This is a genomic window from Corynebacterium sp. HMSC036D03, from assembly GCF_001836185.1.
Classification (GTDB): domain Bacteria; phylum Actinomycetota; class Actinomycetes; order Mycobacteriales; family Mycobacteriaceae; genus Corynebacterium; species Corynebacterium simulans.
Genome location: NZ_KV827749.1, coordinates 160,622 through 185,753, shown reverse-complemented (window position 1 = coordinate 185,753; position 25,132 = coordinate 160,622). Strand labels below are relative to the sequence as shown.

Sequence of the window (25,132 nt, the reverse complement as noted above, 5' to 3'; positions counted from 1 at the left end):
TCTCCTTTGGAGGTTTCTTTGGCGATCATCGGTGCCGCCTTCTCAAAAATTTGTCTATGACAACGTTGCACAATCCTAGCAGATATCCTGCGCTTTTGCCGCGACTACGCTCGTCTACAAAGCGGGTGAAACAAGCTTTCAAGAGCCGTAGGGTTTGTCCGCGGCTGTTAGATAGCACTCACCAATTAGATTGAACTGTGCTGGCTACCAGTAGATGGTAATCCTTATTAGAAAAACTATTTAAGGAGAAAAATGGCTTGCTCACTCGTAGCCAAGAATCTACAAATATCCCGAGGGAAAACAGTTGTCGTCGATAACTTCTCTGCAGAACTCAAATCCGGCGAAATTGTCGCCATGGTAGGACGAAATGGCGCCGGAAAGTCCACAATCATGTCGGTTCTTACTGGAAATCTCGTCGCCGCTTCCGGCACTGTTTCGATAGCGTCTAATAATGATCCGAAAACTGACAACGCAGCGTCATCGGTAGCTTTTGTCTCTCAAGGCCGTCCGCTTTACACCGGGATTACGGTCAAACAACATGTTCAATTGGCAAAAGACTTAAACGAAAACTTCAAGCTCGACTGGGCAACTGAAAAAATCACCTCGCTTCGGATTCCGATGAACGCAAAGATTTCGCAGCTGTCAGGTGGTCAACACACCCAAGTGGCATTGATTATTGCGTTAGCTCGCGGGAAAAGATTTATGGTTCTCGACGAACCGATGGCAGATCTCGACCCAGTCGTAAAGATTTGGGTTCGTAAGCTTCTCGAATACGCAGCGAAAGAAGAAAACGTTGGAATTCTTGTTTCTTCACACACCGTTTCTGACCTATCCCCTGTTCTTTCGCATCTTTGGGTTATTGAACATGGAGAGCTCTTAGTTTCGGTTCCCCGAGAAACAATTGAAAATGAGGAGCACGGCGATTTTGAGAAGTTCGTTTTGGACCACCTCACGAAAGAAGGAATCTAATGCTTAAGGTAGCTACGCACTATTTTCGTATCGACAAAACTGCTTGGCTAGCTTGCGCCGGAATCCTAGTTCTGCTGGGCCTTCTAGCGGCTTATGAAGTGAAATTTAAGCCGTATTTGGGCATGACCGAAATGCTGGCCGGAATCGTGCCCATGTTCGCAGGCATTGTTTGGGCGGTCGCGCTCTTTTCCCGCGAGTTCGAATCAAAGTCAATAGTTTGGGCATTGGGTCAGGATTTTTCACCTTCCAAATTGTTCATTTGCAGGATGATCAGCCCACTTACCTCAACTGTGATCTTTGGATTACTCGTATGGGGAATCGTCGAAGTCAGCCAGCTTCGAGCGAATGGTTTGGGACCTCATGAAAATATGATGAGCTACTCCTACATCGCTGGTCATGGCATCTACCCCACCTTAGCTACGCTTGTGCTCGTATCTGTTGCTGCATTAGCCGGCATCTTGTTTAAGAAGTCGATCCCTAGCGTCGCTATTACCTTCGCGTTAGGATTGGTGATCGGCACAACGGGTGCTTCTTGGCTAAACCCTTTGTTGCCCGTCGAGCGCAGCGAAGTGAATCAAGCTGGCATGGATGAGTCTTTCAACTTAGTTCCGGGCAACACCATCTCTTCGACCCCGCTTGATAGCGGAAAGGCGCTCCTCGAATTCTATCCAAATACTGCTTTCTGGACCGCTCAAGGCTTTTACGCGCTCCTTTGGGTGGTAACTGCCCTTATTCTCTTGTGTCTAACCCATTACTTCTTCAAGCGCTCCGCACGGAACGTGGCCTAATCAGAAATAAACAAGCTCCGACACATGAATTTTGTGCCGGAGCTTAGTTTTAAGTCGGCACTCACCAAATCTGACCGGTCCAACTAACGCAAAAATCCTCAGCCCAGGAATTGGACTGAGGACTTATCTCTACTCTAAGCTGCGCTCCTCGACGTCCACGGTCACCGGAAGAAGTCGAAGCCCTCACGCGGCTGGTTGGAGGCGGTGGTGGTGGACAGAAGCATGGTGTCCTCGTCCAGGTAAGTGGTGACAGAGCCGCCCGCCTGACGAGCCAGCTGGCCAGTCTCGAAACGGATGGTGCGGGTGCCAAAATCGCCATTGTCAAGGGTGGCGATTGCTTCGGTGATACCGAATTCTTCATCAATGTTGAACTCAACAGCGTTTCTAGCGCTCAAAGTTTTCTACTCCTTGTAGCCCGGCGATCATCGGTGCCGCCGGTTAAAAATGGTTAGGTTTCTACAACGAGTAGCGATTTTAGCAGCTTTCCTGGGATTATGTCGAACATCACGCTCCCCGACTCGCGGTACAGCCTTAGACTTAAACCATGGTCATGTTGTTGCTGTGGTCGCTTCCCACACTCATCTACCTTCTCCTGCGCCGCCAGCCGGCAGTCGCCGTCTGCGGACTGGGACGTCCATGGGCGCGCGGGTGGGCGTGGGCAGCAGTGATGCTGCTCGTGTTGCTGGTGCTGAGCTACCTCGCGTTGTTGCCTGCGCCGCCGGAGGTTGTCGCGCAGACCACGACTGCAACAACGGCAATGGGATTCCTCGCGATGGCGCTGCGCGCGGTGGGCGAAGAAATCTTCTTCCGCGGTTTCCTACAAGGAATTATCACCCAGCGCTGGAATGCCAGCGCGGGAATTACAGTGCAGGGCCTCCTCTTCGGCCTCATCCACCTACCGCTGGCCATGCTGGATGTCAGCCTCATCCCGCTCTTTGTTTTGCAGATTGCCACCGGCTTCGCCATGGGTTGGCTGCGCGAGAAAAGCGCTTCTCTATGGCCCGGCGCCACCGTGCACGCTACCATCAACGTCCTCACGGCAGTGCTCCTCGTGTAGCCCACGCTCGGGACTAGGCGAACGGGTCGCGCCCTCCCAGCATCATTTCGAAGCGCGCATAGTCCTCAAGCGACGCAAAGTGGCGCGCATAGAGGTCCACGTCTCCCTCGACCGTGCCGTCGAGTGCGGGCGCGACATCCACGATGTGGCGCATCACGATTGTGGGATGCTCTGCCGATTCTTGGCTACGCGCCAGCGCCTCGACCTTCGCGCGCGCCTCATCGTCGTCTGTGGCACGGACGAGGACAAAATCTTCCCGGAAATACGACGGCTCACTGGGCTCTACCGATTCAAGTTCAAAAACGACAATGCCGATATAAGGTTCCATGGTGCCAAGCTACCGTCTCTGGGGCCGCGATACCTGCTGCGTGATCGAGACGGCCTCAAAAACGCAACAAACCCCGTCCGAAGACGGGGTTTGAAAGCAACCGAAAAGGCTTAGCGGCGCAGGCCCAGGCGGGAGATGAGGTCACGGTAACGATCGATGTCGTTAGCTGCGAGGTACTTCAGCAGGCCGCGGCGACGACCGACCATCAGCAGCAGACCACGACGGGAGTGGTGATCGTGCTTGTGGAACTTCAGGTGCTCGGTCAGGGTGTTGATACGGGAGGTCAGCAGAGCGATCTGTGCCTCTGGGGAGCCGGTGTCGGTCTCGTGCAGGCCGTACTCCTTGAGGATCTCTGCCTTCTTCTCAGTGCTCAAAGCCATGTTGGATTTCTCCTATTGTATTTCAGTCCGCATGAAATTCTTAGCGCCTTTAACTGCTGCGGACCGCAGTCACAAAGCCAAGGGATAACTCTAACAGCTTTTCTGCCCCAAACCCAAACTGCGGCTTCTTGGCACAATCCGCAGGAAGGCACGCCACTTTCTGCACGTTAATGCTGTTGCAGAAGCGAATCGAGCTTGTCCATCAGCTCGGCCACAAAACGCGGGGCATCCACATCTACTGCCACGTGGGCAGCCTTGTGTAGTTCTTGCATCCTGGCAACATCGCCGATGGTGCGGCCAGGGGTCGTGCCAGTAGTTTCGCAGGCCAGGTTGGTATCGAAGCAGGTGACCAGGCTAGGGTCTGCCGCCACGGCCACCGCGAGCGGATCATGCAGGCCACAACCGCCCAGGTCCGGTTCGATGGCGGCGTAGGCGCGGATGTAATAGTCGAGCATGTCCGCATAAACGCGTCCGGCCCGCGTACCGAGCCAACGCCACTGCCGTGTCTCCGCAGTGGTCAGAAGCGTTTGCAGCGTAACATCCAAGCCCACCATCGTGACATCGCGTGCAGTGCGGAAGAGGAAGTCCGTGGCGGCGGGGTCCTGCGCCACGTTGGCCTCAGACCAGGTGGTGACGTTGCCCGGCACGGTCAGGGCGCCGCCCATCATGACGATGCGAGTGTCCGCGAGTGCCGGCTCAGCTTTCAGCGCCGCCGCAATCGTGGTGGACGGCCCAGTCGGGATAATCACCAGGTCTTCGCCATGTTCACGCGCCGACCGGCACAGAAACTCCACCGCGGATTTTTGCTGTACCTGCCCGCGCGGCGGCGGAAGCAGAACGTCGCCAATGCCATTGCGGCCATGGATGAATGCGGAAATTGGCTTGACCTGGAATCCCGCCGGCTGCTCACCGGCAAAGACCGGGACGTCGCCCGCGCCGAGCAGCTCCAGCAGCACCAAGGTATTGCGCACGCCCAGTTCCACAGGCACGTTGCCATAAGTCACCGTCACGCCGATGAGCTCGAGGCCTGGGTGCGCCAGCGCATAGGCCAGCGCCAGGGCATCGTCGATCCCGGTATCGAGATCCAAAATGACCTTCATTTAGCCCTCCTGCAGGAAGTACTCGTCCTTCTCCCAACCGCGGGCCTTAGCATCCTCGGCGAGGACCTCACGTGCCTTGGCCACATCTGCTGCCATCGCGTCCAGCAACTCTTCTACCGAGTTGAACTTCACCATGTCGCGCAGATGATCCACGAACTTCACGGTGGCCACGTGCCCATAGAGATCGGCGTCGCGATCCAGCACGAAGGACTCGATGGAACGTTCTTCGTCGCCGAAGGTCGGGTTCGTGCCCACGGAGATCGCTGCCGCATAAGCCACGCCATGGTCCATGTTGCCCTCGACGGGTGCCTCAGCCGGCTCCAGGATGAACCAACCCGCATAGACGCCATCGGCCGGAATAGCCACGCTGTCCGGGAAGTACTGATTGGCGGTGGGAAAACCGAGCTCCTTGCCGCCGCGCCCGGCACCGCGCACCACCGGGCCAGTCACTGAGAAGTGGCGGCCAAGCGCCCAGTTAGCCTTGGCAATCTCGCCCGCCGCCAGGTTAGCGCGGATGTTTGTGGAGCAGATTCGCACCCCGGCGTCGTCAAGCAGCGGCACCACGTCGACGCTAAAGCCATAGGTTTTGCCGAACTCCACCATCGCGTCCGCCGTGCCGCTCGCGCCCGCACCGAACGTGAAATTCTCCCCCACGACCACATGACGCGCGTGCAGCTTTCCCACAATCAGGTCTTCGACGTAGTGCTGCGGAGTCGTGCCCACGAGCTCCTTGGTGAAGTCGATGACGAGCACCGCATCGATGCCCATCTCTTCCGCCAGCTGCAGGCGGCGCTCAAACGTCACCACGGACAGCGGCGCGCGCTCCGGGAGGAAGACCGCGACGGGGTGCGGATCAAAAGTCACCATCACCGTGCGCAATTCCTTTGCGCGCGCGAAGCTCACCGCATTATTGATCAGCTGCTGATGGCCGCGGTGTACGCCGTCAAAGACACCGATGGTCACCGCAGTCGGGCCAAAGTCACCGGGGATGCTGTCGATTCCGTACCAAATATCCACGGCCACCATGCTAATGCACGGCGAGGCGTGGAATAGACTGCAGGGCATGACTGATGCGCTCGCAAATTCTGGCCTGGTGGTAGTGGACAAGCCGCAAGGCATGACCTCACACGATGTGGTGGGCCGCCTCCGCCGCATATTTCACACCCGCAAGGTGGGCCACGCAGGCACCCTCGACCCGATGGCCACCGGCGTTTTGGTGGTCGGTTTGGAACGCGGCACCAAGTTCCTCGCGCACATGGTCGCGTCAACCAAGTCCTACGACACCACTATTCGCCTTGGCATGGCGACGCATACTGACGACGCCGAGGGCGAGCGCACCTGGGGCGAGCCTGCAAGCGAACTCGATATGGAGCAGGTCAATAAAGAGGTCGCAGCTCTCACCGGTGACATCATGCAGCGCCCCGCTGCGGTCTCTGCTATCAAGATCGACGGCAAGCGCGCCCACGAGCGCGTGCGCGAGGGCGAAGAGGTAGAAATCCCCGCCCGCCCGGTTACGGTCAGCCGCTTCGACATCCTCGCCCACCGCATCGAAGGTGAGTACCTGGACCTCGACGTCACCGTTGATTGCTCGTCTGGCACCTATATTCGCTCCCTCGCCCGCGACTTAGGTGAGGCGCTCGGCGTGGGCGGTCACCTCACTGCCCTGCGCCGCACGGAGGTGGGGCCTTTTAAGCTTGGCGACGCCCGGACCCTCGACGAGCTCGCTGACGCTCCGGCGCTTTCGCTTTCCCTCGACGAGGCGCTCGCCCGCTCCTACCCTGTCCTTCAGGTCACCGAAGACGAGGCAAAGGCGCTCGCCATGGGCAAATGGCTCGAGCCGCGCGGGCTAAAGGGCACCTATGCGGCGGTAGATCCTGATGGTCGCTCGATTGCGCTCATCAAGGAAAAAGGAAAGCGCCTGGCCACGGTATTCGTGGCGCGGCCGTCGACGCTTTAAGCCTGAGAGTGGGCTATCGAGAGCCCACCCGCTAAAAGCCCACCGCGGGCACCACCGTGGACACAATGACGAAGCCATCGCGGATCATCCAGCGCCCGCTAATCAGCGGCACTGGGGTCGGGCGGGCCAAGATATAGGAGATCAAGGTGCCGTCGAGGCGCAGGTCGATCTCTGCTTGGTCGAAGTCCAGCCAGCGATGTGTCATGGGAAACCACGCTTTGTACGTGGCTTCCTTGGCGCAGAACAAGAGGCGATCGGGACAAGCAATCCCGGCGTCGGCAAGCTGCGTTAACTGCGCCATCTCCCCTGCGCGCGCAATCATGATCAGCACGTGATCGGGCAATGGCTCGGCGGGTTCGGCGTCGAGGCCCATAGAGCGCACATGTTTACTCGGAGCCGCTACCGCCGCACGCAGGCCCTCTGTATGCGTCATGGAACCGGTATAGCCGTGCGGCCACAGCGGCATGCCCCGCTCGCCGCGCATGATGGGCTCCTGACTTGCACAGCCCAGCTCCTGCAAAGCGCGATGCGCGCACCAGCGGGCGTCTCCAAATTCCGCCTTGCGCACGTCTACTGCCTGGGAGACCAAGGATTGCTCCTGCGGGTCCAGCTGCGTGTAATTCATCAAATCCGTAAGCGCAGCGTCGGTGCGCACGTAGCAGTAGCGGGCGGTATCTGGGAACAGGTGTGGTTCCAGCATTAGCGCACCTCCTCAAGCGCCGAGGACGCGGGCTCATCACTGTGTAGGACCGGATAGGGCCACTGCTGGAGATGGCCGTGCGCCTCCCACTCGCGGGGATAGCCCAGTGAGACCTCGATGTGGTCTACCCCATCGACGTTGGTGCGGCCGGGCAGATGCAGGTGACCGTAGATGACCGCCTGCGCGTTATAGCGCCGCGCCCACGAGCGGGTATGGCGAGTGCCGCACCACAGGGCGATTTCCGGCCACGCCATGCGCAGCGTGGGTTCTTGAACCAGCGGCCAGTGATTGACCAACACCGTAGGCCCACTTACCCGGGAAAGGCGCTTGATGGAATAGGCAAGGCGATCCCAGCACCAGGCGCGAACATCGACGAAGGGAGCGATGGCGAAGTCATCGGTCATGACAATCTGGCGTTCACGGGCGCGTTCTAGGGCACCCTCGACGGTGGTGCCGGGTGGGCGGAAGCTGTAATCATAAAGGGTAAACAGCGGCACGATGGTCACCCCGCCGAAGACGGGATATGGGTCTTCCGGAGTCACCACGCCGATTTCGCGGCAGCCCTCCACCAGCTCGTCATACTTGGCGCGGCCCTGGCACCTATCTTGGGAACGCGAGAAGAGCTCGTGGTTTCCCGGCACCCAGATCACCTTGGCATAGCGCCGCGAAAGCTTAGTGAGGATGCGCAGTACGAGTTCGGTGCGCTCGGCCACGTCACCGGCCACGATGAGCCAATCGGCAGGATCTTCCGGGTAAAGCTCATCGATGCGGCTGGAATTAGCGCGCACTGCCGCGTGGAGATCTGACACCGCCCATAAGGTGGCCATGGCGTGCTCCTTTCTTCGTTCTCCTTCAGGTTAGACCACAGCCCAGCGCATCGAGCGGAAGCGATAGACCACGCCGAGGAAACGGATGAAAACAAACAGCGCAAGGCCGCACCACACGCCGGGCAGGCCCGCGCCCAAGGCGTAGGCCGCCCACACGCCGGGCAGGAATCCGCAGAGCACCGAAACGACGGTCAGCGTGCGTAGGAAGGCGGCATCGCTGGCGCCGAGCAGGACGCCGTCGAGTGCAAAGACCACGCCTCCCAGAACCACCATGGCAATCATGATGAGCCACGGCAGCCGGATGACCTCGAGCACCACTGCATCGGTGGTGAAAAGCGCAGGAATGATGCTGATGCCCAGGGCTAGGACTACGCCGAGCCCGAGCGCAAAGGCCGTGGAGTAGAAAGTGACCTTGGTGCCGACGCTGCGCGCGTGCTTGGCCGAGCCCGCGCCGAGCGCCGCGCCGGTCAGCGCCTGGGCGGCGATGGCCAGAGAATCCAGCACGAGGGATAGGAAGTTCCACAGCTGAATCATGATCTGGTGCGCGGCGAGCTGGGCCGTTCCGAAGCGGGAAGCCACGGCGGCGGCCGAAAGGAAGGCCACCTGGAAGCTGGCAGAGCGTACGATGAGATCGCGGCCCAACACGAGCTGGCGCTTGACGACGCCCCACTGCAGCCGCCAGGAGCCCACGTGCTCACGGTGAAGTTCCCACAGGAAGAGCGAGGCCATGATCGCCATGCCCAGCACCGTGGCCCAGGCGGAGCCGGCAAGGCCCCACTGGTGGACGAATACTGGCACAGCAATGGCGCCAGGAATGAGGCCGGCCAGGGTAAAAAGCAGCGGTTTTACAGTGTTTTGAACGCCGCGCATCCAACCGTTGCCTGCCATCTCGATGAGATTGAGCGGGATAGCGAAGGCAGCGATGCGCAGCCACAACGCGGTGTCCTGGGCAGTTTCTGGATTGCCGGTTAGCCAGCGCGCAAAGTGCCCTGCGCCCAACCACATGATGACCGCCAGGGTCATGCCCACGCCGATGGCCACGTAGGTAGCCTGCACGCCCTCGGCTACGGCCTCGTCCTTTTTACCGGCGCCGAAAAGCCGCGAGGCGCGTGAGGTTGTGCCATAGGAAAGGAAGGTCAGCTGGGTGGTGACAACCGTGTGGATGGTCGCCGCAGCGCCAAGTGCGGCCAGCTGATGCGCGCCCAAGCGGCCCACCACGGCCGTATCCAGCAATAGGTAGAGCGGCATGGCAGCGAGCACGCCGAGCGCCGGAAACGCGAGGCGAAATACCTGACCAGCGCTCACGCGGGTGACTGCCTTACCTGGCTTCGAAGTATCTTCTGCTTCTGCCGAAGCTTTACCCTGTTCGCGCCGCGTGATGGTTACTCCCCTACAGCATTTTCTTCGTCGTAATTGGCAAGTGCGTCGACGAGATGAGCAATGATTTCTTCTGGCTTGCCCAGGGCCGTATAGCCGGCCGCCGGGATGTGCCCGCCGCCGTCGAACATGAGCGCCACCTGCGCGCAGTTAACGGTGGAAGAACGCAGCGACACCGCCCAGACTCCCGCGCGTTGCTCTTTGAACACCACGCCCATGTCGGTGCCTTTGAGCGCGCGAACGAAGTCCACCATGGATTCCACGGCGGAATCGGAATGCGACTGTACTTCCTCAACGGGCACGATAAGCGTGCCGAGGCGGTGCTCGCCAGCTTCGATGATGCGCAGACCAGACAGCACGCGGCCGACCATCTGCACGTCGTCGGCGGTGTTGGAGTCCATCAGTTCCACTGCGATCTGTTTGGTATCGAGCCCATAGAACATCAGGCGGGCAGCGATGTCGTGCATGGCTGGCCGGCCCCAGCGGAAGCTGCCGGTGTCGGTGACCAGACCGGCATAAAGGCAATGCGCAATCCCGCGATCGATCTGCACGGAGAGCATATCGAGGACGTCGAGAAGCACCACAGTGGTGGACTCGCACTCCGGATCAATCAGATTGATGGAACCGAAACCGCGGTTCGATGCGTGGTGGTCGATGCACAGTACCCGGCCGGTGCCCGCCATCTTCTCCAACTCCCCCATGAGAGCGCCGGTGCGGTCGATGGAACCACAGTCCACCGTGACATAAAGGTCATAGCCTTTTGGCAGGGTGTTGACGAGCTCAATCTCGTCGGCGGCAGGGATGGTGAAAAGATTGTTCGAAATCGGGCGTTCCTGGCCGATGACGGTGCGGGTCTGCTTGCCCCGCTGGCGCAACGCCAGGTTCAACGCGGCGGCAGAGCCGATAGCATCCGCATCGGGGCGCAGGTGCGTAATGATGCAGATGCTGCTCGCTTCTATCAAGGCGTCGGCGGCGCCTTGATAATCAGCGCGGCGCACCCTAGGCCTCTTCCCGATCGGAATCCTTGTATGGGTTTGCGTCTCCAGCCGGCTTCGCGTTGGCCTTCAGCTTGGCAAGTTCGGCATCGCGGGCGCGGGCACGCTCCAGCAAATCCTCCATGTGGGCGGAAGCTTCCGGAACGGTATCGACCTCGAAGGCGAGCGTCGGGGTAAAGCGCACGGAGAGCTGATCGCCCACAATCTTGCGCAGCTGGCCCTTCGCGCGGTTGAGTGCCTCTGCTGCCTTGTCGAAGTCTGGCTCGGAGTCGATGTCCTTGCCGCGCACGGTGTAGTAAACGGTGGCATCATGGAGATCACCCGTGACGCGAGTATCGGTGATGGTCACCATCTCGAGGCGACGATCCTTGATCTCGCGTTCGATAGCACTCGCCACGATTTCCTGAATACGCTTGGCCATTCGTGCAGCACGAGCGTGGTCAACCATGGTGCAACTCCTTCTCCGTCGAACTAGCGATCTCTACCAAGATCTATAAAATCGTGTTCATCTTACATTACTCCGCATACATGTCCTGCAGCAGAAAGAGGAAGCGTCATGCCCCATCCTTTAAATGAGTTTCATGCCGATGCTCCGAACAAAGCAGCAAGCTGCCTCGAAAGGGCTGAACTCACGCAAGCTTCTCTGCTAAACAAGGCACGCATTAGCAAACCCAACTTGTCTAAAACCTGTCTGGATAGTTGAAATTCTAAAGTTCAGCAGAAGTTGCAAATAAAATCGCCAGGGCTTCCCCCATCGGGGAAACACCTGGCGATTTTATTTATGCCGCTTGCGGACTAGGTACGCGGAACCTCGACCTCTTCGTAGGCCTGGATCTGGTCGCCCACCTGGATATCTGGGTAGGACAGGACCATACCGCACTCGTAGCCGGCGTTGATCTCGTTTGCGTCGTCCTTTTCGTGGCGCAGGGACTCGATCTTGGCGTCGGAAGTAATGACGTTGCCATCGCGAACGAGACGGACCTTGCCGTTGCGCTTGACCTTGCCCTCGGTAACCATGCAGCCCGCGATGGTGCCGACAGCGGAGGACTTGAACAGCGCGCGGATTTCCGCAGCACCGGTGTCGCGCTCCTCGTAGATTGGCTTAAGCATACCCTTGAGAGCAGCCTCGACCTCTTCGATGGCGCGGTAGATAATCGTGTAGTAGCGGATATCCACGCCCTCGGCGTTAGCTTCCTCAGTTGCCTTACCCTCAGCGCGAACGTTGAAGGCGATGATGATTGCGTCGGAAGCCGCTGCCAGGGAGACGTTGGTCTGGGTTACAGCACCAACGCCACGGTCGATGATGTTGAGCTGTACCTCGTCGTCGATCTCGATGTCCAACAACGCATCTTCCAGGGCTTCCACCGAACCGGCGTTGTCGCCCTTGAGGATGAGGTTGAGGGTCGAGGTCTCCTTGAGAACTGCATCCAGATCCTCGAGAGAAACGCGCTTGCGAGCCTTTGCCTGCAGAGCGGAACGCTTACGAGCATCACGCTGTGCAGCAATCTGGCGTGCCACGCGGTCATCTTCCACCACGAGCAGGTTGTCGCCGGCACCCGGAACACCGTTGAGGCCCTGGACCTGAACCGGTCGGGACGGACCAGCCTCTTCGACGTCGTTACCGAACTCGTCAAGCATGCGGCGGACACGGCCGTGCGCATCGCCAACGACGATGGAGTCACCAACGCGGAGGGTACCGCGCTGGACGATGACGGTGGCAACCGGGCCGCGGCCACGGTCGAGGTGAGACTCGATGGCAACGCCCTGTGCGTCCATCTCTGGGTTCGCAGTCAGTTCAAGCGCTGCATCAGCAGTCAGGATGACTGCCTCAAGCAGGCTGTCGATGTGCAGATCCTGCTTTGCAGAGATATCGACGAACATGGTGTCGCCGCCGTACTCCTCCGGCACCAGGCCGTACTCGGTGAGCTGGCCACGGATCTTGTCCGGGGAAGCCTCTGGCTTATCGATCTTGTTGACTGCAACCACGACTGGGATGTCCGCAGCCTTGGCGTGGTTGATTGCCTCAACGGTCTGCGGCATGACGCCGTCATCTGCTGCGACAACCAGGATTGCCAAGTCAGTGGACTTCGCACCGCGTGCACGCATAGCGGTAAACGCCTCGTGACCCGGGGTATCTAGGAAGGTGATGGTGCGCTCGCCATCTTCCAGTTCAACGGTGGTCTGGTATGCACCGATGCCCTGGGTGATGCCGCCGGCCTCGCCCTCGCGCTCGTTGGTCTTACGGATGGAGTCCAAAAGGCGGGTCTTACCGTGGTCGACGTGACCCATGACGGTAACAACTGGAGGACGGTTCTCCAGCGCCTCTTCGCCGCCTTCGTCCTCACCGAACTTCAGGTCGAAGGACTCGAGCAGCTCACGGTCCTCGTCCTCTGGGGAGACGACCTGGACGTCGTAGTGAATCTCAGCGCCGAGCAGCTGCAGGGTTTCCTCGGAAACGGAGGCGGTTGCGGTAACCATCTCGCCCAAGTTGAACAGTGCCTGCACCAGTGCTGCCGGATCTGCGCCAATCTTCTCTGCGAAGTCAGCCAAGGAAGCACCGCGGCGCAGACGAATGGTCTTGCCCTTGCCGTCAGGCAGGCGTACGCCGCCTACCTCATGCTTCTGCTGCTCTTCAAACTCATGGCGCTTCTGACGCTTCGACTTCTTGCCGCGACGCGGTGCGCCACCTGGACGGCCGAATGCACCTGCGGTACCGCCGCGACGTCCGCCGCGTCCGCCACCGCGGAAGCCGCCTGGGCCACCTGGACCGCCTGGTCCACCCTGGCCACGCCCACCGCGGCCGCGGCCACCGCCGCCACCGTTGGAGGACCTAGACGGCATGGCTGCCGGGTTTGGACGCGAAGGCATCATGGCCGGCGATGGACGACGACCGCCGCCCTGCCCCTGACGCTGGTTGCCCTCGCCCTGGCCCGAGCGTCCGCCGCCCTTGCCGCCGCGGTTATCGCCTGGCTTACCGCCAGGACGCTGGCCCTTGGAGCCGCCCGGACGTGGTCCTGGACGGCCGCCCTCGCCACCACCCGTGGAGAACGGGTTGTTGGCCACGCGGCGGGTGCCGCCCGGCTTCGGCATGGGGCGAGGCATAGCGTTGCCTGGGTTTGGACGTTCTGCGCCCGGCTTCGGGGCAGACTTAGAAGCGGACTTGTCCGCGCCGTTTGCCTGTGGCTTCTGGCCACCCTTCGGGCCCGGCTTAGCAGCACCTGGCTTCGGGGCGCCTGGCTTGGCAGCGGACTTCTGCTCTGCCTGTGCGGAAGCGGAATCCTTTGCGGCAGGCTTTGCACCTGGCTTGGCAGCTCCCGGCTTCGGGGCGCCTGGCTTCGGTGCGCCTGGCTTTGGCGCGTTAGCTGCAGGCTTTTCTGCCTTGGCAGCGCCTGCAGCCTTAGCTGACTTAGCGTCCTTGGCAGCCTTGTTTGCGGCAGGCTTTTTCTCTGCCGACTTCTCACCGGCCAGCTTCTCGCCGCCGGACTGCGCCTCGTAGTGGGCGCGCATCTTCTTTACCACTGGAGGTTCAATGGTAGAAGAAGCAGTCTTGACGAATTCGCCCTGCTCCTTGAGCGTAGCGAGTAGTTCCTTGCTGGTTACTCCGAGCTGCTTTGCGAGCTCGTGAACACGTAGCTTTCCGGGCACTTGTCTCCTTGTGATCGTTACTAGGAGCCAAGGCCTGGAAGTGGCCTGACCCCTAGTTAATGGCTATGGACTTTCATCGCTGATGCTTCATCGTTGTGCGCTCATCAGTGTTCGGTCTTCCTTTAACTCTGGCTCGTGAAGGCGCGGTGCCTTCACGAATGCACCTATGATTCGCCGGCTTTCGCCAACTTCTCCAGGTACTCACGTACGTGACCTGTATCCACGTCAGTGGATAACCGAAGCGCGCGCCGAAATGCTCGGGTGCGCTCCGCCAGCTCTAATGCAGAAAGTTCCGGGCTAATCCAGGCTCCCCTTCCGGGAAGGCGGCGCCGCGGATCCGCCACGACACGTCGGCCGCTTGGGTCATCGCGGTCAACGACAACACGCAATAGCTGCGTATCGGGAAAGCGGCGGCGCGTAGCAATACAGGTACGAATACGTACGTGAGGGTCTGACTGTGGTTGTCTCAGTGACATCCAACTCCCTTACGTTTTCGCGCTTACCTGAAAAACGCCACAGCTTTTCTGCATGTGGGCCGTTATCTAGCTTACGCGAAAACCTGGCAGAACCTTAATTAGTACCTTTATCCCTGTGCAGCTCGACTACTAGTTGGATTTTGCATCGGAGTGGATGTCGATCTTCCACCCGGTAAGACGCGCCGCCAGGCGGGCGTTCTGGCCTTCCTTACCAATTGCCAAAGACAACTGGTAATCCGGAACGGTCACGCGCGCAACCTGTGCTTCGTGGTCGATGACCTCAACGCGGACAACCTTAGACGGCGCCAGGGAGTTGCCCACGTAGACGCTTGGGTCCTCGCTGTAGTCGATGATGTCGATCTTCTCGCCGCCGAGCTCACGCATGATGTTGTTGACGCGCTGGCCGCGTGGACCAATGCAGGCACCCTTGGCGTTAAGCCCCTTGGCGTGGCCCACCACTGCCACCTTGGAGCGGTGTCCGGCCTCACGCGCGATGGCCACCAGCTCAACGGTGCCGTCGCCCACCTCAGGGACTTCCAGCTCGAACAGGCCGCGCACCAGCTCCGGGTGGGTGCGCGAAAGGGTGATCTGCACCTGCGCGCCGTTGCGGGTAACTCCCACAACATATGCCTTGATACGGTCACCGTGCTCGAGTTTCTCACCCGGCAGCTGCTCAGCGGGCAGCAAGATAGCGTCCTGGGAATCCAGTTCAGTACCGAGCTGGACCACAACGACGCCGCGCTCGTTGGCGCGCACATCGCGCTGGACGACGCCGGATACGACGCGCCCAGTCAGTTCCGAATAGGACTCATAGGTTTGCTCGGCTTCTGCCTCGCGCAGCTTGCGGATGATGGCCTCGCGCACTGCCTGCGCACCGAAGCGACCAAAGTTTTCTGGCGTATCGTCGTATTCGCTCAAAGTCTCGCCAGTTTCCAGGTCGGTCTCCGTGACGATGACGGAAACTGCACCGGTGTCGGCGTCTATGTCTACGCGGGACTTGGTGCCCTCCGCCTTGGTTTCTGCCGACTGCTTGCGATAATCCAGGTACGAATACAACAAGGCACTCGCGATCGCTTCGAGCAGGTCCTTGACGTGGACGCCGCGCTCGTTCTGGATCGTACGGAGTGCCTCTAGATCAATATTCACTTTTCATCCTCTCGGGTTGCCGAGTTCTGCTCGGCGTATTCAAACGTCTGCTGCGCTGCCTCCTGCTCGTCCGCAGAAGGTTTAGCAAATTCAATTTCTACCACCGCGCGGTGGATATTTTCCAATCGCTCGATGCGGAATTGGACGTCCTTCTTCACCGTAGTGATAAGCGCTACCGCAGCCTCATCCGCGGAAAGCGCACCAATACGAGCCACTTCGGTCTGGCCCGGAGTGGTTTCAAATGCGACGAGGCGGCCACGGTTGCGGCGCCAGTGGCGCGGGGCGGTAAATGGCAGATCGACGCCCGGGGTAGAGACCTCCAGGGTGTAGCCTGCGCCAAAGTTCAACTCGCCTGATTCTTCCTTGGCATCGAAGAATTGGGAGATCTGATTGGAGACTTCTTCCAGGACATCGGAGCTCGGGCGCGTATCACCATCGATGCGGATGATGACCTGGGATTTCTTTCCCGCCTTGGTGGTCTTTACGTCCTCCACGTCGAGTCCGCGGGGCTCCAGCAATGGTTGGAGTAGTTCAGTTAATTGTTCTGCATCTGGAAAAGCCATGCGCTCTAGCCTAACTGTTACGTGTAAGGTCTTTTGCGTGAACCGCCGTGCCCTAGCCCCCATCGCAACGCTTACCGCCCTTGGCGCACTCGCGCCCGCGCTGAGCGGATGCCAAGCCGTCGACTCCATCGTCGACTACTTTGGCCCCCGTCCCGATGAGGCACTCGTGGGCTTAGGCCGCAGCGCCGACGCGGACGCGCAGCAGCTCGCTGCGGTCGATCCCCACGCTTCGCAGTTGCGCTCCGAGCAGGCCGACGCCCTTTATGCCGAGGTCGAGCGGCTTTGCGGCCGCAACGAGAAAGGCGCTGCCCCGCGCTCCTGCGAGGTCCAGCGCGACCCGCAGGCCGCCGACCAAGAGCCGGCCGCAGAAAATATTGATGTCATCGAAGTCATGGACCAAGCCGCGGTGCATACCCGCGACGCCCTGAGCGAGGTCAGCGCGGAGTCCCGCGCGCTGGTGACCAACCAGGCCATCATCTTGGACGCGTGGGAGCCTTCCCAGCTGCCGGAGTCCCCGGAGCTTGATCCCAGCGAAGCCGCCCGCGCCCGAGAGCTTCTGGAATGGGAATACGAGCAGGTCTACGGCCTGGACTTCGCCCGCTCCTACGCCGCGCCGTCGATGGAAGAAAACATCGATGACCGCCTCGAGATGCACGAAAAGCGCATCGCAGCGCTGCAAAAGGCACTCGCCCCGCTTGGCGAAGTCCCCCAACCGGCCCCCGCTTACGAGCCAACGCCTGAGGAAATGCCGCTGCCTAGCGACGCTGCTTCCGCCCAAGCTTTCGTCGACCACCTGGGGTGGAATGACTCCCTCGAGTGGTCTTCTGCCGCGTCACAAGCCGCCGCCCCCACTGCCGAGGGCGAGGAACGCGTGGCCTGGCGCAACTGGCTCATCGCCGTTGCTGCCCAATCCCGCGGTTTATAGAAAAGCGTGAATCCCTAAACAAATCTTCGGGCCCCGCCTTAAGGCTGGGCTTTTACAATGGCCAGGGTGTCTCACCAGAAAATACGCCACTTTAGATGGCTCGCTCATCCCTAGCAAGGACGGCAACTCAGCCATCGTGCCAGTCCAGGTAACGGCCGGGACCTCTACCGAAAGCGCCGACAAGGTCACCCAGCTGCGCGAGTACTTCGGTGAGCACGCCGGCACCCGCAGCGAGGGCTCTGTACTGGTAGGCGACCCCGACTCCCAGCTAGCTGACGAAGAATCCGCGGCCGCGAGGATGCCCGAGCCGATACCCGCCGGGTCGCTCGGAGTGTTCTACTCGATACACTCATCGTGCGCACCGTCTTGGTACCGGCCTTGGTCCAGATCCTCGGCGAGAAGTTCTGGTGGCCCGCACACCTAAAGCGGGCTGCTACGAACAGCGCTAGCGCACAAGCTGCAACGCCTCGCGAATAATCAGCAACTGTGCTGGCTGACGCAGCGCGTGATAGAGCTTCTTACCTACGCCCGTGGAGGATTGATTCCAATCCTTGCGGGCGTGATACATATTGGCGGGCCATACCGCGAGCAACAGTGCTACTGCGGACCAGCCGCCGACGGAACGTGTGCGCTCATTAATTACTGCTGCACCGGTGGCCAGCTCCCAGATACCTGAGGCATAGTTATAGAACCGCGCACCGCCTGGCAGACGCGGCGGCACGATGGATTCAAATTCTTCCTTCTTCACAAAGTGCAGCGTGCCCATGCTTAGCATCACAGAGCCAAACGTAAGGGCACGGGCACGCTTCCAATCAATAGCCATGCCCTGACTCTACATCGCCGAGTTTTCTCCACCGAGCCCACAGCCGCTTAAGGCTTACTGAGTAGCGGCCAGACAATGAGCAGCAAACTTTACGACGCATTTCATTGCGAGGGCCCTCCCACCGCTTTTACGTTGGTTGGCCATGGACACACCGGAGATACCGCGTGGGTGTTCCTTTAATGACACAAAGAGAAGGAGAACTTTCTCAATGCGTTCAAAGAAGAAGTTTGCAACCCTGTCCGCTGCCGCTGCAATGGGCGTTGCCGCACTGGCGCAACCTGCCGCAAACGCTGCCCCGGCCTCCGCATGGGAACAGGTTGCAGCATGCGAGTCCGGTGGTAACTGGCAGATCAACACGGGCAACGGCTACTACGGTGGCCTGCAGTTCAATGCACAGACCTGGAGCAGCTTCGGCGGCCAGCAGTACGCCCCAACCGCTGACCAGGCAACAAAAGAGCAGCAGATTGCTGTTGCCGAGCAGGTCCTGACTACCCAGGGCGCCGGTGCTTGGCCAAACTGTGGTGGCCCGGTAGGCGGCTACTAAAGCCACACTCATACGTGCCATAAGGCCCTGCCCCTCGAACCGAAAGGGGCAGGGCCTTCGCGTATCCACAGCAACCCACCGCTTTGCATCCCCCATCAACGGACCGCTTTGCATCCCCCATCAACGTACTTCTGTGTGCAAATAGGCCGCCTAAAACACGGCAAACAGCTGCCCTATTTACACAGAGCGGTACTCACCCTCTAGCGGCTCACCTCAACCCCCGCGCACCGCACCCCACAAAGCGCACCGCACCCCACAAACCGCACCACCCCACACGGAAACGCCCCGCGAACCCGCGCGGCCGGAGTGACCCCAACTGCCAGGTACTTATATATGCAAATAAGGCCCCCAAATCACAAGATTGGAAGCCTTATTTACATACAGCGGTACCTGCGCCTTAACAGCGCGCTCTTAACAGCACGCGCCAACAGCGCACTCTAACGGCACGCCTCAACCGCGCACGAGCTCCAAGAGCTTGTCCACGATCTGCTCAGCTGGCACCTCAAGCGTTTCGCCACCACGGATGCGCAGCTCGATGATGCCATCGGCAAACGAGCGGCCAAGGATGGCGATGAACGGCATACCCAGCAGCTCAGCGTCCTTGAACTTCACGCCCGGAGATACCTTCGGACGGTCGTCAAAGAGAACCTCGATGCCAGCAGCATTCAGGTCCTCGACCAGCTTCTGCCCTGCCTCAAGCGCAGCGGCGTCCTTGTTCGCCACAGCCACGTGCACCTGGAAAGGAGCAACTTCAACCGGCCAACGCAGGCCCTTCTCGTCAGCCATCTGCTCGGCCAAGACAGCCATCATGCGGGAGATACCGATGCCGTAGGAGCCCATGGTCGGAACCGCACGCTTGCCGTTCTCATCCAGGATCTGAACATCGAATGCCTCGGTGTACTTGCGGCCCAACTGGAAGATGTGGCCCAGCTCGATACCGCGCTCCAGGGTCAGGGTGCCCATGCCGTTCGGTGCCGGATCGCCTTCCTTGACCTCGGCGGCCTCGATGAACTCGTCAACCTCGAAGTCGCGGCCAGCAATACAGCCCACCACATGGTGATTAGCCTCATCAGCACCAGTGATCCAGGAAGAGCCCTTCACCACGCGCGGATCCGCATAAACCTTCACGTCGTTTGCGTTGAGCGCACGCGGGCCCACGTAGCCGCGAACCAGGAATGGGTTCTTCTTGAAGTCTTCGTCACCGGCCAGCTCATACTCGGCAGGCTCAAGGGAGGCCTCAAGGCGCTTTTCGTCTAGCTCGCGGTCGCCCGGAATCAGAACAGCAGCTAGCTGCCATTCCTTTTCTTCCTCACTTGCCGCAGGCTGTGCCACCTTGATAACCATGCACTTCAGGGTGTCAGCGGCTTCCACCGCACGGCCTTCAACCTCGATGCCTTCAGAGTTAGCCCACTGCACCAAAGAGTCAATGGTCGCAGCATCAGGCGTCTGGTAAACCTTCGCCTCTGCCTGGCCTTCAATTGCCTTTTCTTCCGGCACAGGGGTAACCACGGCCTCAACGTTAGCCGCGTACTCGCCCTCCGTGGCGCGTACGAAGGTGTCCTCACCTGCCGGAGAGACAGCCAGAAATTCCTCGGACGCGGAACCTCCCATGGCACCAGAGGTTGCCTTGCAGATGGCGTAATCAATCTTCAGACGGTTGAAGATGTTCTGGTAAGCCTTGCGGTGGCGCTGGTAGGACTCGTCCAGGCCCTCGTCGCTCATGTCGAAGGAGTAGGAATCCTTCATCACAAACTCGCGGCCGCGGAGGATGCCCGCACGCGGACGCTCCTCATCGCGGTACTTGGTCTGGATTTGGTACAGGGTAACCGGGAAGTCCTTATAAGAGGAGTACATGTCTTTTACCGCCGAGGCGAACATCTCCTCGTGCGTCGGGCCGAGCAGCATGTCTGCGCCCTTGCGGTCCTTCAGGCGGAAGAGGTTATCGCCGTACTCGGTCCAGCGCTGGGTCTGCTCATACGGCTCACGCGGCAAAAGGGCCGGGAAGAGCATCTCCTGGCCGCCGATTGCGTTCATCTCCTCGCGCACGATGTCTTCAATCTTGGACAGGGTGCGCAGGCCGAGTGGCAGCCAGGTGTAAACGCCCGGCGCGGCGCGGCGGACGTAGCCTGCACGAACGAGGAGCTTGTGGCTGGTTACTTCGGCATCTGCCGGATCTTCGCGCAAGGTGCGAAGGAAGAGATTCGAAAGGCGAGTAATCATGCCTAGCACTCTACCCCGCTAGTATTTAGCTATGCTCATTCTCCTCCCTCCTTCTGAGACGAAAGCCCCCGGCGGCACCGGTGCCCCGCTCGACTTCGGAGCATTGTCCTTCCCCTCGCTGAACCCGGCGCGCCAGGAGATCGCGCAGGCGCTTGCCTCTCTCGAGGTGGATGAGGCGATGATTCAGCTAAAGCTCTCGGAAAAGCTCCGCGGGGAGGCCGAGGCCAACCAGGTAATTTATAGCTCTCCTACCCTGCCGGCCATCGAACGGTATACGGGTGTGCTTTATGACGCGCTGGATGCCGCCACGCTTTCCGACGCCGCTCGTTCCCACCTAGCCATCGGCTCCGCCTTGTTCGGCATCGTCCGCGCCGATGATCTGATTCCGCATTATCGTCTCTCCGGCGGAACGAAGCTGAGTGGAAACACTATGAAGTCTTGGTGGGGTAAGGCGATCACTGAGGCCTTGGAGGAAGTCGCGGCCCATGAGCTGGTGGTCGATATGCGCTCTGGCACCTACCAGCAGCTGGGCAAGCTCAAGACGGCGGCCACGGTTCGCGTGGAATCGGTTCAGCCTGATGGCTCGCGCAAGGTCATCTCTCACTTCAACAAGCACTACAAGGGCCTACTCGCCCGCCACGTGCTCAGCCAGCCGGTGCTTCCAACCACCTTCGAGGAGTTTTCCGCAGCCGCCGCAAGCTTCCCCGAGTGGGAGACGGAAATCCGCGGCAGCGAGCGCGCCCCAGAATTGGTGCTCGTGCTTGACTCCTAGGACCGAACACCGGCAAATTAGCTGTTATAGCGCAGGCTATTGCGCTCTAGGCTGCATTCGGTGGCAATCGCAATCCCGGAGGCAAGCTTGCCTCGCTCGCGCAGGCGGTACAGCGAATCAACGATGCGGTCGCGCAATCCCCACGGCGAGATGGTGTTGATATAAATCTTGGTCCCGCCCTCAAAGCCGGCCAGCGTGGACACGCGCAGTTTGATCATCACTCGCCACGGCTGCGCGAGGTCGACCGATGGCGCCTTGTGGTGCCATTCCTCATTACAGGCCACATCGGGGCCAACTGCCGCATGGGCCGCGTGGATAAGGTCAGACATTCCGCGGATTTCCCCAGGCGTTTGCTTCCACGGCTCGCAGTGCTCGGACTTGGAGAAGATCTCCAGTGTGGGATAGCGATGGCCAAAACCGGCAAAGAGTACCGCATAATCGTTTTCTGCAATCACCAGGTTGTGCTGCGCCGCGTAGCCTACGGCCCAGTCGTTGTACATGTTGGGGTGTGCACGCAGGATGTCGTTTTCATGCGCGGCCGACATGCTGAGGTCATCTATGGCCACCAGCTGCTTGTGCAGATGGTCAAAGGAAGCCCCGGCGGGCGCCAGCCAGTTCTGGAAGGCCACCACATAGTCGGCGTAGCGGTTGCGCTCATAAAGGTCACGCATGGAGTCTGCGGTAAACGAAGTAAAGAGGAAATGCTCGTCGGGGCTGAGCGTGCCAGACGAGGCCAACTGCGAATCATCGGTAGCACCGTCCACAAAGTGGCGCGCGCCAATGATGACATCGTGACCGCCACCGAAAAAGCAGCCGGCGTGTGTAAGCAGTTCCTGCTCCCCTAGGTCCGCATCTCGACCGGCCGCCCTGAGCTTCGTCCGCACGATGTTTAGAACGTGCTCGCGGCCTACAGGATTCGCAATGTAGCCCTCCATCCTCTCTTTAGTCTCCGCGTCCATCTCATACTCGTAGTTGGCCTTCCAGTAGTCGAAGGAGACGATCTCAAAGAGGTTCGGTACGCGCCTAAAAGCAGGCTGGGTTGCATCCAACGAATCTGGCGCAACCCCACGCACTATCTCGCCAGAGGCTAAGATGCGTGATTTCTCAGGCGGGGTTTCCAGCTTGCGCGAAGAACAAAAAGCACAGGTGTTTCGCGCGGCATCGGCAGCCAGCGGTTGGGAGCTAGAGGCGGTATGCGCAAACGGACGATTCCCGCGGCCTGGAACGGTCCATACCTCGGTTCCGGAGAAGGGATTGACCTGTTTGACGGTGCCATCCGCCATTACTTGAATTGGCTCGATGCGGCTAAAAAGTGCTTCGCTCATGTTCCATAGGATAGACCGCGGCATGGCGGCTTGCGCGGGCTCGTAAGCTGGTGGCCATGCACCTTGATTACTTCGAAGTCGATGTCTTCGCCACCACGGCCTTTAGCGGCAATCCACTAGCTGTCATCGCCGGGGCGGATGAGCTTTCGACCGAGCAGATGCAGCGCATTGCTAACTGGATCAACTTCTCGGAGACGACGTTCCTGTTGCGCCCTACGACCGCAGACGCTGACTACCGGGTGCGTATCTTCACGCCGCACGAAGAATTCGCTTTCGCAGGTCACCCCACGTTGGGCACAGCACGGGTGTTCTGCGAGCTCACTGGACATACAGGCGACCTCGTTCAGGAATGCGGCGTTGGGCTGGTAGACATCAAGGAAGAAAGGGAAGTCTTTTCCTTTGCCACCCCCGCGCTTTACAAATCTGGGCCATTGAGCGCGGCCGAGCTGAGCGAGTCCGCCGCAGCACTCGGCATCGATGAGGCCGAAATCTACGACGCCGCATGGGCAGACAACGGCCCCGGCTGGCGCCTGGTGCAGCTTCGCGACGCCGCCGCGGTCCGCACACTGCAGCCCAACAACGCGCGCGACATCAAGGTCGGTGTCGTGGGACTTGAGTCCCCTCAACAAGCAGGTCAACCGCTCTACGAGATACGGGCATTTACCCCTAGTTTCGAAGACCCAGTCACAGGATCTCTCAACGGCGCGGCAGCCCAATTCATGCGCGAGCGGGGCCTGGTACCGGCTAGTTACACCGCACGGCAGGGCAGCCAGCTTGGCAGGAACGGCTTGGTGCATATTACTGACGACGGCGCTAATGTCTGGGTCGGTGGAAACGTCCACGTACGAGTTCGCGGAAGCTTGGAGGTTTAGGCATGTCACTTCCCTTCGAACTGCACCACACCTTTGCTAAGCACCTTCCCGGCATGGCGCGGGAAAGCCGCGGCGAGCAGCAACCTGCGCCCCGCCTGCTCATCTTGAACGAGGATCTAGCTACTGAGCTGGGCCTCGACCCAGAGTGGCTGCGCAGCCCCGCTGGAATCGATTTCCTTTGCGGGCGCAGCGAGGATAGCCCGGCACACGCGATGGCCTATGCCGGTTACCAATTCGGCCAATTCAATCCGCGCATGGGCGACGGCCGCGCCTTACTACTGGGTGAAATCGAGACTCCGGAAGGCCTGCGCGATCTCCATGCGAAGGGAACCGGCCCTACCCCGTACTCGCGCCCTGGGGCTGACGGGCGCGGAACAGTCCGTTCTATGTTGCGCGAGTACCTGTTCTCGGAGGCGATGCACGCGCTGGGCATTCCGACGACGCGCTCGCTAGCGGTCCTTTCTACTGGCCGGCGCATCCAGCGCCAGGTGGAGGAGGAAGCCGGCATCTTGGTGCGAGTAGCTGCCAGCCACATCCGCATCGGTTCTTTCCACTACGCGGCGCAAACAGGCCAGCTACAGCAGCTGGCGGATTTCACGATCGCCCGGCATTACCCTGGCGCGAGCTACAAGGAGCTGTTTACCCGCGCCCTCGACGCCCAGATTGCTACGGTCGTAGCCTGGCAGCACGTAGGTTTCATCCATGGCGTGATGAACACGGACAACACCACCCTGTCTGGCGAGACCATCGACTACGGACCGTGCGCCTTCATGGAGACCTACGATCCTGATACTTGCTTTAGCTCCATCGATACCCGCGGTCGTTACCGCTTTGGACACCAGCCCGACTTCCTGGGCTGGAACTTCGCGCGTCTGGCGGAGAGCATGTTGCCGCTTTTCGACGCCTCCCCCAACGAGGCCATCAACTTCGCCCAAGAAACCATCAACAGCTACCACGAGCGCTTCGCTTCTCAACTTGAGCGCGACTTCGTCAAGCGCTTTGGCATCGGCACCGATGCTGAAGTCAGCGCTAGCAAGCACGCTAATCTCCGCAGTGAGTACTTCACCGAGCTGGTAGAAAAGCAGCCGGACTTCACGCTGGCCAACCTAGAGCTGTGGGAGAAGCTGCACGGTACGCAGCCGACGAATCCGCCCGGCGGCCAGAAGAACAGTACTGTTCCGCGGATCATCCCGCGCCCGCACAACGTGGAGGAAGCGCTGCTCGACATTGACGCCTTCCAAGAATTCTTGGACGCCATTACTCGCCCGTTTGCGCCCAACGCCAAATACGAAACGCCCGGCAACCTTGAGGGCTACCGGACGTACTGCGGAACTTAGGCGAAG

The 25,132-nt window shown here is 60.1% G+C and carries 26 protein-coding genes and 1 pseudogene; 10 read left to right on the top strand and 17 right to left on the bottom strand.

Translation table 11 applies throughout. From position 1 onward, the window contains the following. Positions 1–252 precede the first annotated feature (252 nt). Together HMPREF2692_RS10520 and HMPREF2692_RS10515 are read left to right on the top strand one after the other, a co-directional pair. A complete protein-coding gene (locus tag HMPREF2692_RS10520) occupies positions 253–969 on the top strand; it encodes an ATP-binding cassette domain-containing protein (RefSeq protein ID WP_049191761.1) in 717 nt (238 codons plus the stop codon). Then, entirely contained in the window at positions 969–1,757 is a 789-nt protein-coding gene (locus HMPREF2692_RS10515; RefSeq protein ID WP_070588372.1) for an ABC transporter permease, read from the top strand. Before HMPREF2692_RS10520 ends, HMPREF2692_RS10515 begins: the two co-directional genes overlap by 1 nt. Before the next feature lie 141 nt (positions 1,758–1,898). On the opposite strand, the pseudogene HMPREF2692_RS10510 reads toward HMPREF2692_RS10515, so the two are convergent. After that, positions 1,899–2,152, bottom strand: a pseudogene (locus HMPREF2692_RS10510) (polyribonucleotide nucleotidyltransferase); the annotation flags it as partial. 149 nt (positions 2,153–2,301) lie between these two features. Between HMPREF2692_RS10510 and HMPREF2692_RS10505 the strand changes: the two are divergent. Next, positions 2,302–2,814: a CPBP family intramembrane glutamic endopeptidase gene (locus tag HMPREF2692_RS10505; protein WP_070587245.1), complete on the top strand. Its 513-nt coding sequence runs from the start codon at positions 2,302–2,304 to the stop codon at positions 2,812–2,814. 13 nt (positions 2,815–2,827) lie between these two features. On the opposite strand, the gene HMPREF2692_RS10500 is transcribed toward HMPREF2692_RS10505, so the two are convergent. From HMPREF2692_RS10500 to HMPREF2692_RS10485, 4 genes are all read right to left on the bottom strand, one after another. Then, positions 2,828–3,142, bottom strand: a complete 315-nt coding sequence (locus HMPREF2692_RS10500) for a DUF4288 domain-containing protein (protein ID WP_046645302.1) — start codon at positions 3,140–3,142, stop codon at positions 2,828–2,830. A 110-nt stretch (positions 3,143–3,252) separates the two neighbouring features. Then, on the bottom strand, positions 3,253–3,522 hold the full coding sequence (gene rpsO, locus HMPREF2692_RS10495; RefSeq protein WP_005528980.1) for a 30S ribosomal protein S15: 270 nt from the start codon (positions 3,520–3,522) through the stop codon (positions 3,253–3,255). Positions 3,523–3,689: 167 nt separating this feature from the next. Then, the gene (locus HMPREF2692_RS10490; RefSeq protein ID WP_070587248.1) at positions 3,690–4,622 is read right to left on the bottom strand and encodes a nucleoside hydrolase; all 933 of its coding nucleotides are present in this window, start codon (positions 4,620–4,622) and stop codon (positions 3,690–3,692) included. Further along, complete coding sequence (locus HMPREF2692_RS10485; RefSeq protein ID WP_070587250.1) at positions 4,623–5,648, bottom strand: bifunctional riboflavin kinase/FAD synthetase; 1,026 nt, start codon at positions 5,646–5,648, stop codon at positions 4,623–4,625. Between the two features lie 37 nt (positions 5,649–5,685). Between HMPREF2692_RS10485 and truB the strand changes: the two genes are divergently transcribed. Then, positions 5,686–6,579 (top strand): tRNA pseudouridine(55) synthase TruB, encoded by an 894-nt coding sequence (truB, locus tag HMPREF2692_RS10480; protein ID WP_070823568.1) that lies wholly within the window; start codon positions 5,686–5,688, stop codon positions 6,577–6,579. Between the two features lie 31 nt (positions 6,580–6,610). Here truB and HMPREF2692_RS10475 read toward each other — a convergent pair whose 3' ends face one another. The 9 genes from HMPREF2692_RS10475 to rimP all read right to left on the bottom strand — a co-directional run bounded on the left by HMPREF2692_RS10475 (position 6,611) and on the right by rimP (position 16,308). After that, positions 6,611–7,279, bottom strand: coding sequence for a 4'-phosphopantetheinyl transferase family protein (locus HMPREF2692_RS10475; protein ID WP_070823566.1), 669 nt, complete (start codon positions 7,277–7,279; stop codon positions 6,611–6,613). After that, positions 7,279–8,106 (bottom strand): metallophosphoesterase family protein, encoded by an 828-nt coding sequence (locus HMPREF2692_RS10470; RefSeq protein ID WP_062044087.1) that lies wholly within the window; start codon positions 8,104–8,106, stop codon positions 7,279–7,281. Before HMPREF2692_RS10470 ends, HMPREF2692_RS10475 begins: the two co-directional genes overlap by 1 nt. Positions 8,107–8,136: 30 nt before the next feature. Beyond that, a complete protein-coding gene (locus tag HMPREF2692_RS10465) occupies positions 8,137–9,411 on the bottom strand; it encodes an MATE family efflux transporter (RefSeq protein ID WP_070823564.1) in 1,275 nt (424 codons plus the stop codon). 77 nt (positions 9,412–9,488) lie between these two features. Next, a complete protein-coding gene (locus HMPREF2692_RS10460; protein WP_070823562.1) occupies positions 9,489–10,481 on the bottom strand; it encodes a DHH family phosphoesterase in 993 nt (330 codons plus the stop codon). Between the two features lies 1 nt (position 10,482). Beyond that, positions 10,483–10,926: a 30S ribosome-binding factor RbfA gene (gene rbfA, locus HMPREF2692_RS10455; RefSeq protein ID WP_061923135.1), complete on the bottom strand. Its 444-nt coding sequence runs from the start codon at positions 10,924–10,926 to the stop codon at positions 10,483–10,485. A 347-nt stretch (positions 10,927–11,273) separates the two neighbouring features. Continuing rightward, positions 11,274–14,123, bottom strand: coding sequence for a translation initiation factor IF-2 (infB, locus tag HMPREF2692_RS10450; RefSeq protein ID WP_070733321.1), 2,850 nt, complete (start codon positions 14,121–14,123; stop codon positions 11,274–11,276). A 164-nt stretch (positions 14,124–14,287) separates the two neighbouring features. Next, positions 14,288–14,599, bottom strand: coding sequence for a YlxR family protein (locus tag HMPREF2692_RS12780; protein WP_082778614.1), 312 nt, complete (start codon positions 14,597–14,599; stop codon positions 14,288–14,290). A 129-nt stretch (positions 14,600–14,728) separates the two neighbouring features. Then, complete coding sequence (gene nusA, locus HMPREF2692_RS10445; RefSeq protein ID WP_061923138.1) at positions 14,729–15,745, bottom strand: transcription termination factor NusA; 1,017 nt, start codon at positions 15,743–15,745, stop codon at positions 14,729–14,731. Further along, positions 15,742–16,308 (bottom strand): ribosome maturation factor RimP, encoded by a 567-nt coding sequence (rimP, locus tag HMPREF2692_RS10440; protein WP_061923141.1) that lies wholly within the window; start codon positions 16,306–16,308, stop codon positions 15,742–15,744. Before rimP ends, nusA begins: the two co-directional genes overlap by 4 nt. A gap of 37 nt (positions 16,309–16,345) precedes the next feature. Between rimP and HMPREF2692_RS10435 the strand changes: the two genes are divergently transcribed. Both HMPREF2692_RS10435 and HMPREF2692_RS13500 read left to right on the top strand, forming a co-directional pair. Beyond that, positions 16,346–17,233: a hypothetical protein gene (locus HMPREF2692_RS10435; protein WP_070733323.1), complete on the top strand. Its 888-nt coding sequence runs from the start codon at positions 16,346–16,348 to the stop codon at positions 17,231–17,233. A 282-nt stretch (positions 17,234–17,515) separates the two neighbouring features. After that, positions 17,516–17,710, top strand: a complete 195-nt coding sequence (locus HMPREF2692_RS13500; RefSeq protein ID WP_201054749.1) for an MMPL family transporter — start codon at positions 17,516–17,518, stop codon at positions 17,708–17,710. On the opposite strand, the gene HMPREF2692_RS10430 is transcribed toward HMPREF2692_RS13500, so the two are convergent. Next, positions 17,679–18,056, bottom strand: a complete 378-nt coding sequence (locus HMPREF2692_RS10430) for a DoxX family protein (protein WP_062044078.1) — start codon at positions 18,054–18,056, stop codon at positions 17,679–17,681. The genes HMPREF2692_RS13500 and HMPREF2692_RS10430 overlap by 32 nt on opposite strands. Positions 18,057–18,264: 208 nt before the next feature. Between HMPREF2692_RS10430 and HMPREF2692_RS10425 the strand changes: the two genes are divergently transcribed. After that, positions 18,265–18,600, top strand: a complete 336-nt coding sequence (locus HMPREF2692_RS10425; protein ID WP_061923146.1) for a transglycosylase family protein — start codon at positions 18,265–18,267, stop codon at positions 18,598–18,600. Positions 18,601–19,050: 450 nt separating this feature from the next. Here HMPREF2692_RS10425 and HMPREF2692_RS10420 read toward each other — a convergent pair whose 3' ends face one another. Further along, positions 19,051–20,820, bottom strand: a complete 1,770-nt coding sequence (locus tag HMPREF2692_RS10420) for a proline--tRNA ligase (RefSeq protein WP_070733325.1) — start codon at positions 20,818–20,820, stop codon at positions 19,051–19,053. Positions 20,821–20,851: 31 nt separating this feature from the next. Between HMPREF2692_RS10420 and yaaA the strand changes: the two genes are divergently transcribed. Further along, positions 20,852–21,592 (top strand): peroxide stress protein YaaA, encoded by a 741-nt coding sequence (gene yaaA / locus HMPREF2692_RS10415; protein ID WP_070433238.1) that lies wholly within the window; start codon positions 20,852–20,854, stop codon positions 21,590–21,592. A gap of 17 nt (positions 21,593–21,609) precedes the next feature. On the opposite strand, the gene HMPREF2692_RS10410 is transcribed toward yaaA, so the two are convergent. Further along, positions 21,610–22,917 carry a DUF4921 family protein gene (locus tag HMPREF2692_RS10410; protein WP_179294359.1) on the bottom strand — a complete coding sequence of 436 codons (1,308 nt, stop codon included), beginning with the start codon at positions 22,915–22,917 and terminating at the stop codon, positions 21,610–21,612. Positions 22,918–22,973: 56 nt separating this feature from the next. On the opposite strand from HMPREF2692_RS10410, the gene HMPREF2692_RS10405 reads away from it, so the two are divergent. After that, positions 22,974–23,789, top strand: a complete 816-nt coding sequence (locus HMPREF2692_RS10405) for a PhzF family phenazine biosynthesis protein (protein ID WP_070433308.1) — start codon at positions 22,974–22,976, stop codon at positions 23,787–23,789. Between the two features lie 2 nt (positions 23,790–23,791). Next, on the top strand, positions 23,792–25,126 hold the full coding sequence (locus HMPREF2692_RS10400) for a protein adenylyltransferase SelO family protein (RefSeq protein ID WP_070823560.1): 1,335 nt from the start codon (positions 23,792–23,794) through the stop codon (positions 25,124–25,126). Positions 25,127–25,132 lie beyond the last annotated feature (6 nt).

What these genes read in the sequence shown, in the direction of transcription:
- HMPREF2692_RS10520 (WP_049191761.1), top strand. Translation starts at nt 253, where the DNA reads ATGGCTTGCTCACTCGTAGCCAAGAATCTACAAATATCCCGAGGGAAA.
- HMPREF2692_RS10515 (WP_070588372.1), top strand. Translation starts at nt 969, where the DNA reads ATGCTTAAGGTAGCTACGCACTATTTTCGTATCGACAAAACTGCTTGG.
- HMPREF2692_RS10505 (WP_070587245.1), top strand. Translation starts at nt 2,302, where the DNA reads ATGGTCATGTTGTTGCTGTGGTCGCTTCCCACACTCATCTACCTTCTC.
- HMPREF2692_RS10500 (WP_046645302.1), bottom strand. Translation starts at nt 3,142, where the DNA reads ATGGAACCTTATATCGGCATTGTCGTTTTTGAACTTGAATCGGTAGAG.
- rpsO (WP_005528980.1), bottom strand. Translation starts at nt 3,522, where the DNA reads ATGGCTTTGAGCACTGAGAAGAAGGCAGAGATCCTCAAGGAGTACGGC.
- HMPREF2692_RS10490 (WP_070587248.1), bottom strand. Translation starts at nt 4,622, where the DNA reads ATGAAGGTCATTTTGGATCTCGATACCGGGATCGACGATGCCCTGGCG.
- HMPREF2692_RS10485 (WP_070587250.1), bottom strand. Translation starts at nt 5,648, where the DNA reads ATGGTGGCCGTGGATATTTGGTACGGAATCGACAGCATCCCCGGTGAC.
- truB (WP_070823568.1), top strand. Translation starts at nt 5,686, where the DNA reads ATGACTGATGCGCTCGCAAATTCTGGCCTGGTGGTAGTGGACAAGCCG.
- HMPREF2692_RS10475 (WP_070823566.1), bottom strand. Translation starts at nt 7,279, where the DNA reads ATGCTGGAACCACACCTGTTCCCAGATACCGCCCGCTACTGCTACGTG.
- HMPREF2692_RS10470 (WP_062044087.1), bottom strand. Translation starts at nt 8,106, where the DNA reads ATGGCCACCTTATGGGCGGTGTCAGATCTCCACGCGGCAGTGCGCGCT.
- rbfA (WP_061923135.1), bottom strand. Translation starts at nt 10,926, where the DNA reads ATGGTTGACCACGCTCGTGCTGCACGAATGGCCAAGCGTATTCAGGAA.
- HMPREF2692_RS12780 (WP_082778614.1), bottom strand. Translation starts at nt 14,599, where the DNA reads ATGTCACTGAGACAACCACAGTCAGACCCTCACGTACGTATTCGTACC.
- rimP (WP_061923141.1), bottom strand. Translation starts at nt 16,308, where the DNA reads ATGGCTTTTCCAGATGCAGAACAATTAACTGAACTACTCCAACCATTG.
- HMPREF2692_RS10430 (WP_062044078.1), bottom strand. Translation starts at nt 18,056, where the DNA reads ATGGCTATTGATTGGAAGCGTGCCCGTGCCCTTACGTTTGGCTCTGTG.
- HMPREF2692_RS10425 (WP_061923146.1), top strand. Translation starts at nt 18,265, where the DNA reads ATGCGTTCAAAGAAGAAGTTTGCAACCCTGTCCGCTGCCGCTGCAATG.
- HMPREF2692_RS10420 (WP_070733325.1), bottom strand. Translation starts at nt 20,820, where the DNA reads ATGATTACTCGCCTTTCGAATCTCTTCCTTCGCACCTTGCGCGAAGAT.
- yaaA (WP_070433238.1), top strand. Translation starts at nt 20,852, where the DNA reads ATGCTCATTCTCCTCCCTCCTTCTGAGACGAAAGCCCCCGGCGGCACC.
- HMPREF2692_RS10410 (WP_179294359.1), bottom strand. Translation starts at nt 22,917, where the DNA reads ATGAGCGAAGCACTTTTTAGCCGCATCGAGCCAATTCAAGTAATGGCG.
- HMPREF2692_RS10405 (WP_070433308.1), top strand. Translation starts at nt 22,974, where the DNA reads ATGCACCTTGATTACTTCGAAGTCGATGTCTTCGCCACCACGGCCTTT.
- HMPREF2692_RS10400 (WP_070823560.1), top strand. Translation starts at nt 23,792, where the DNA reads ATGTCACTTCCCTTCGAACTGCACCACACCTTTGCTAAGCACCTTCCC.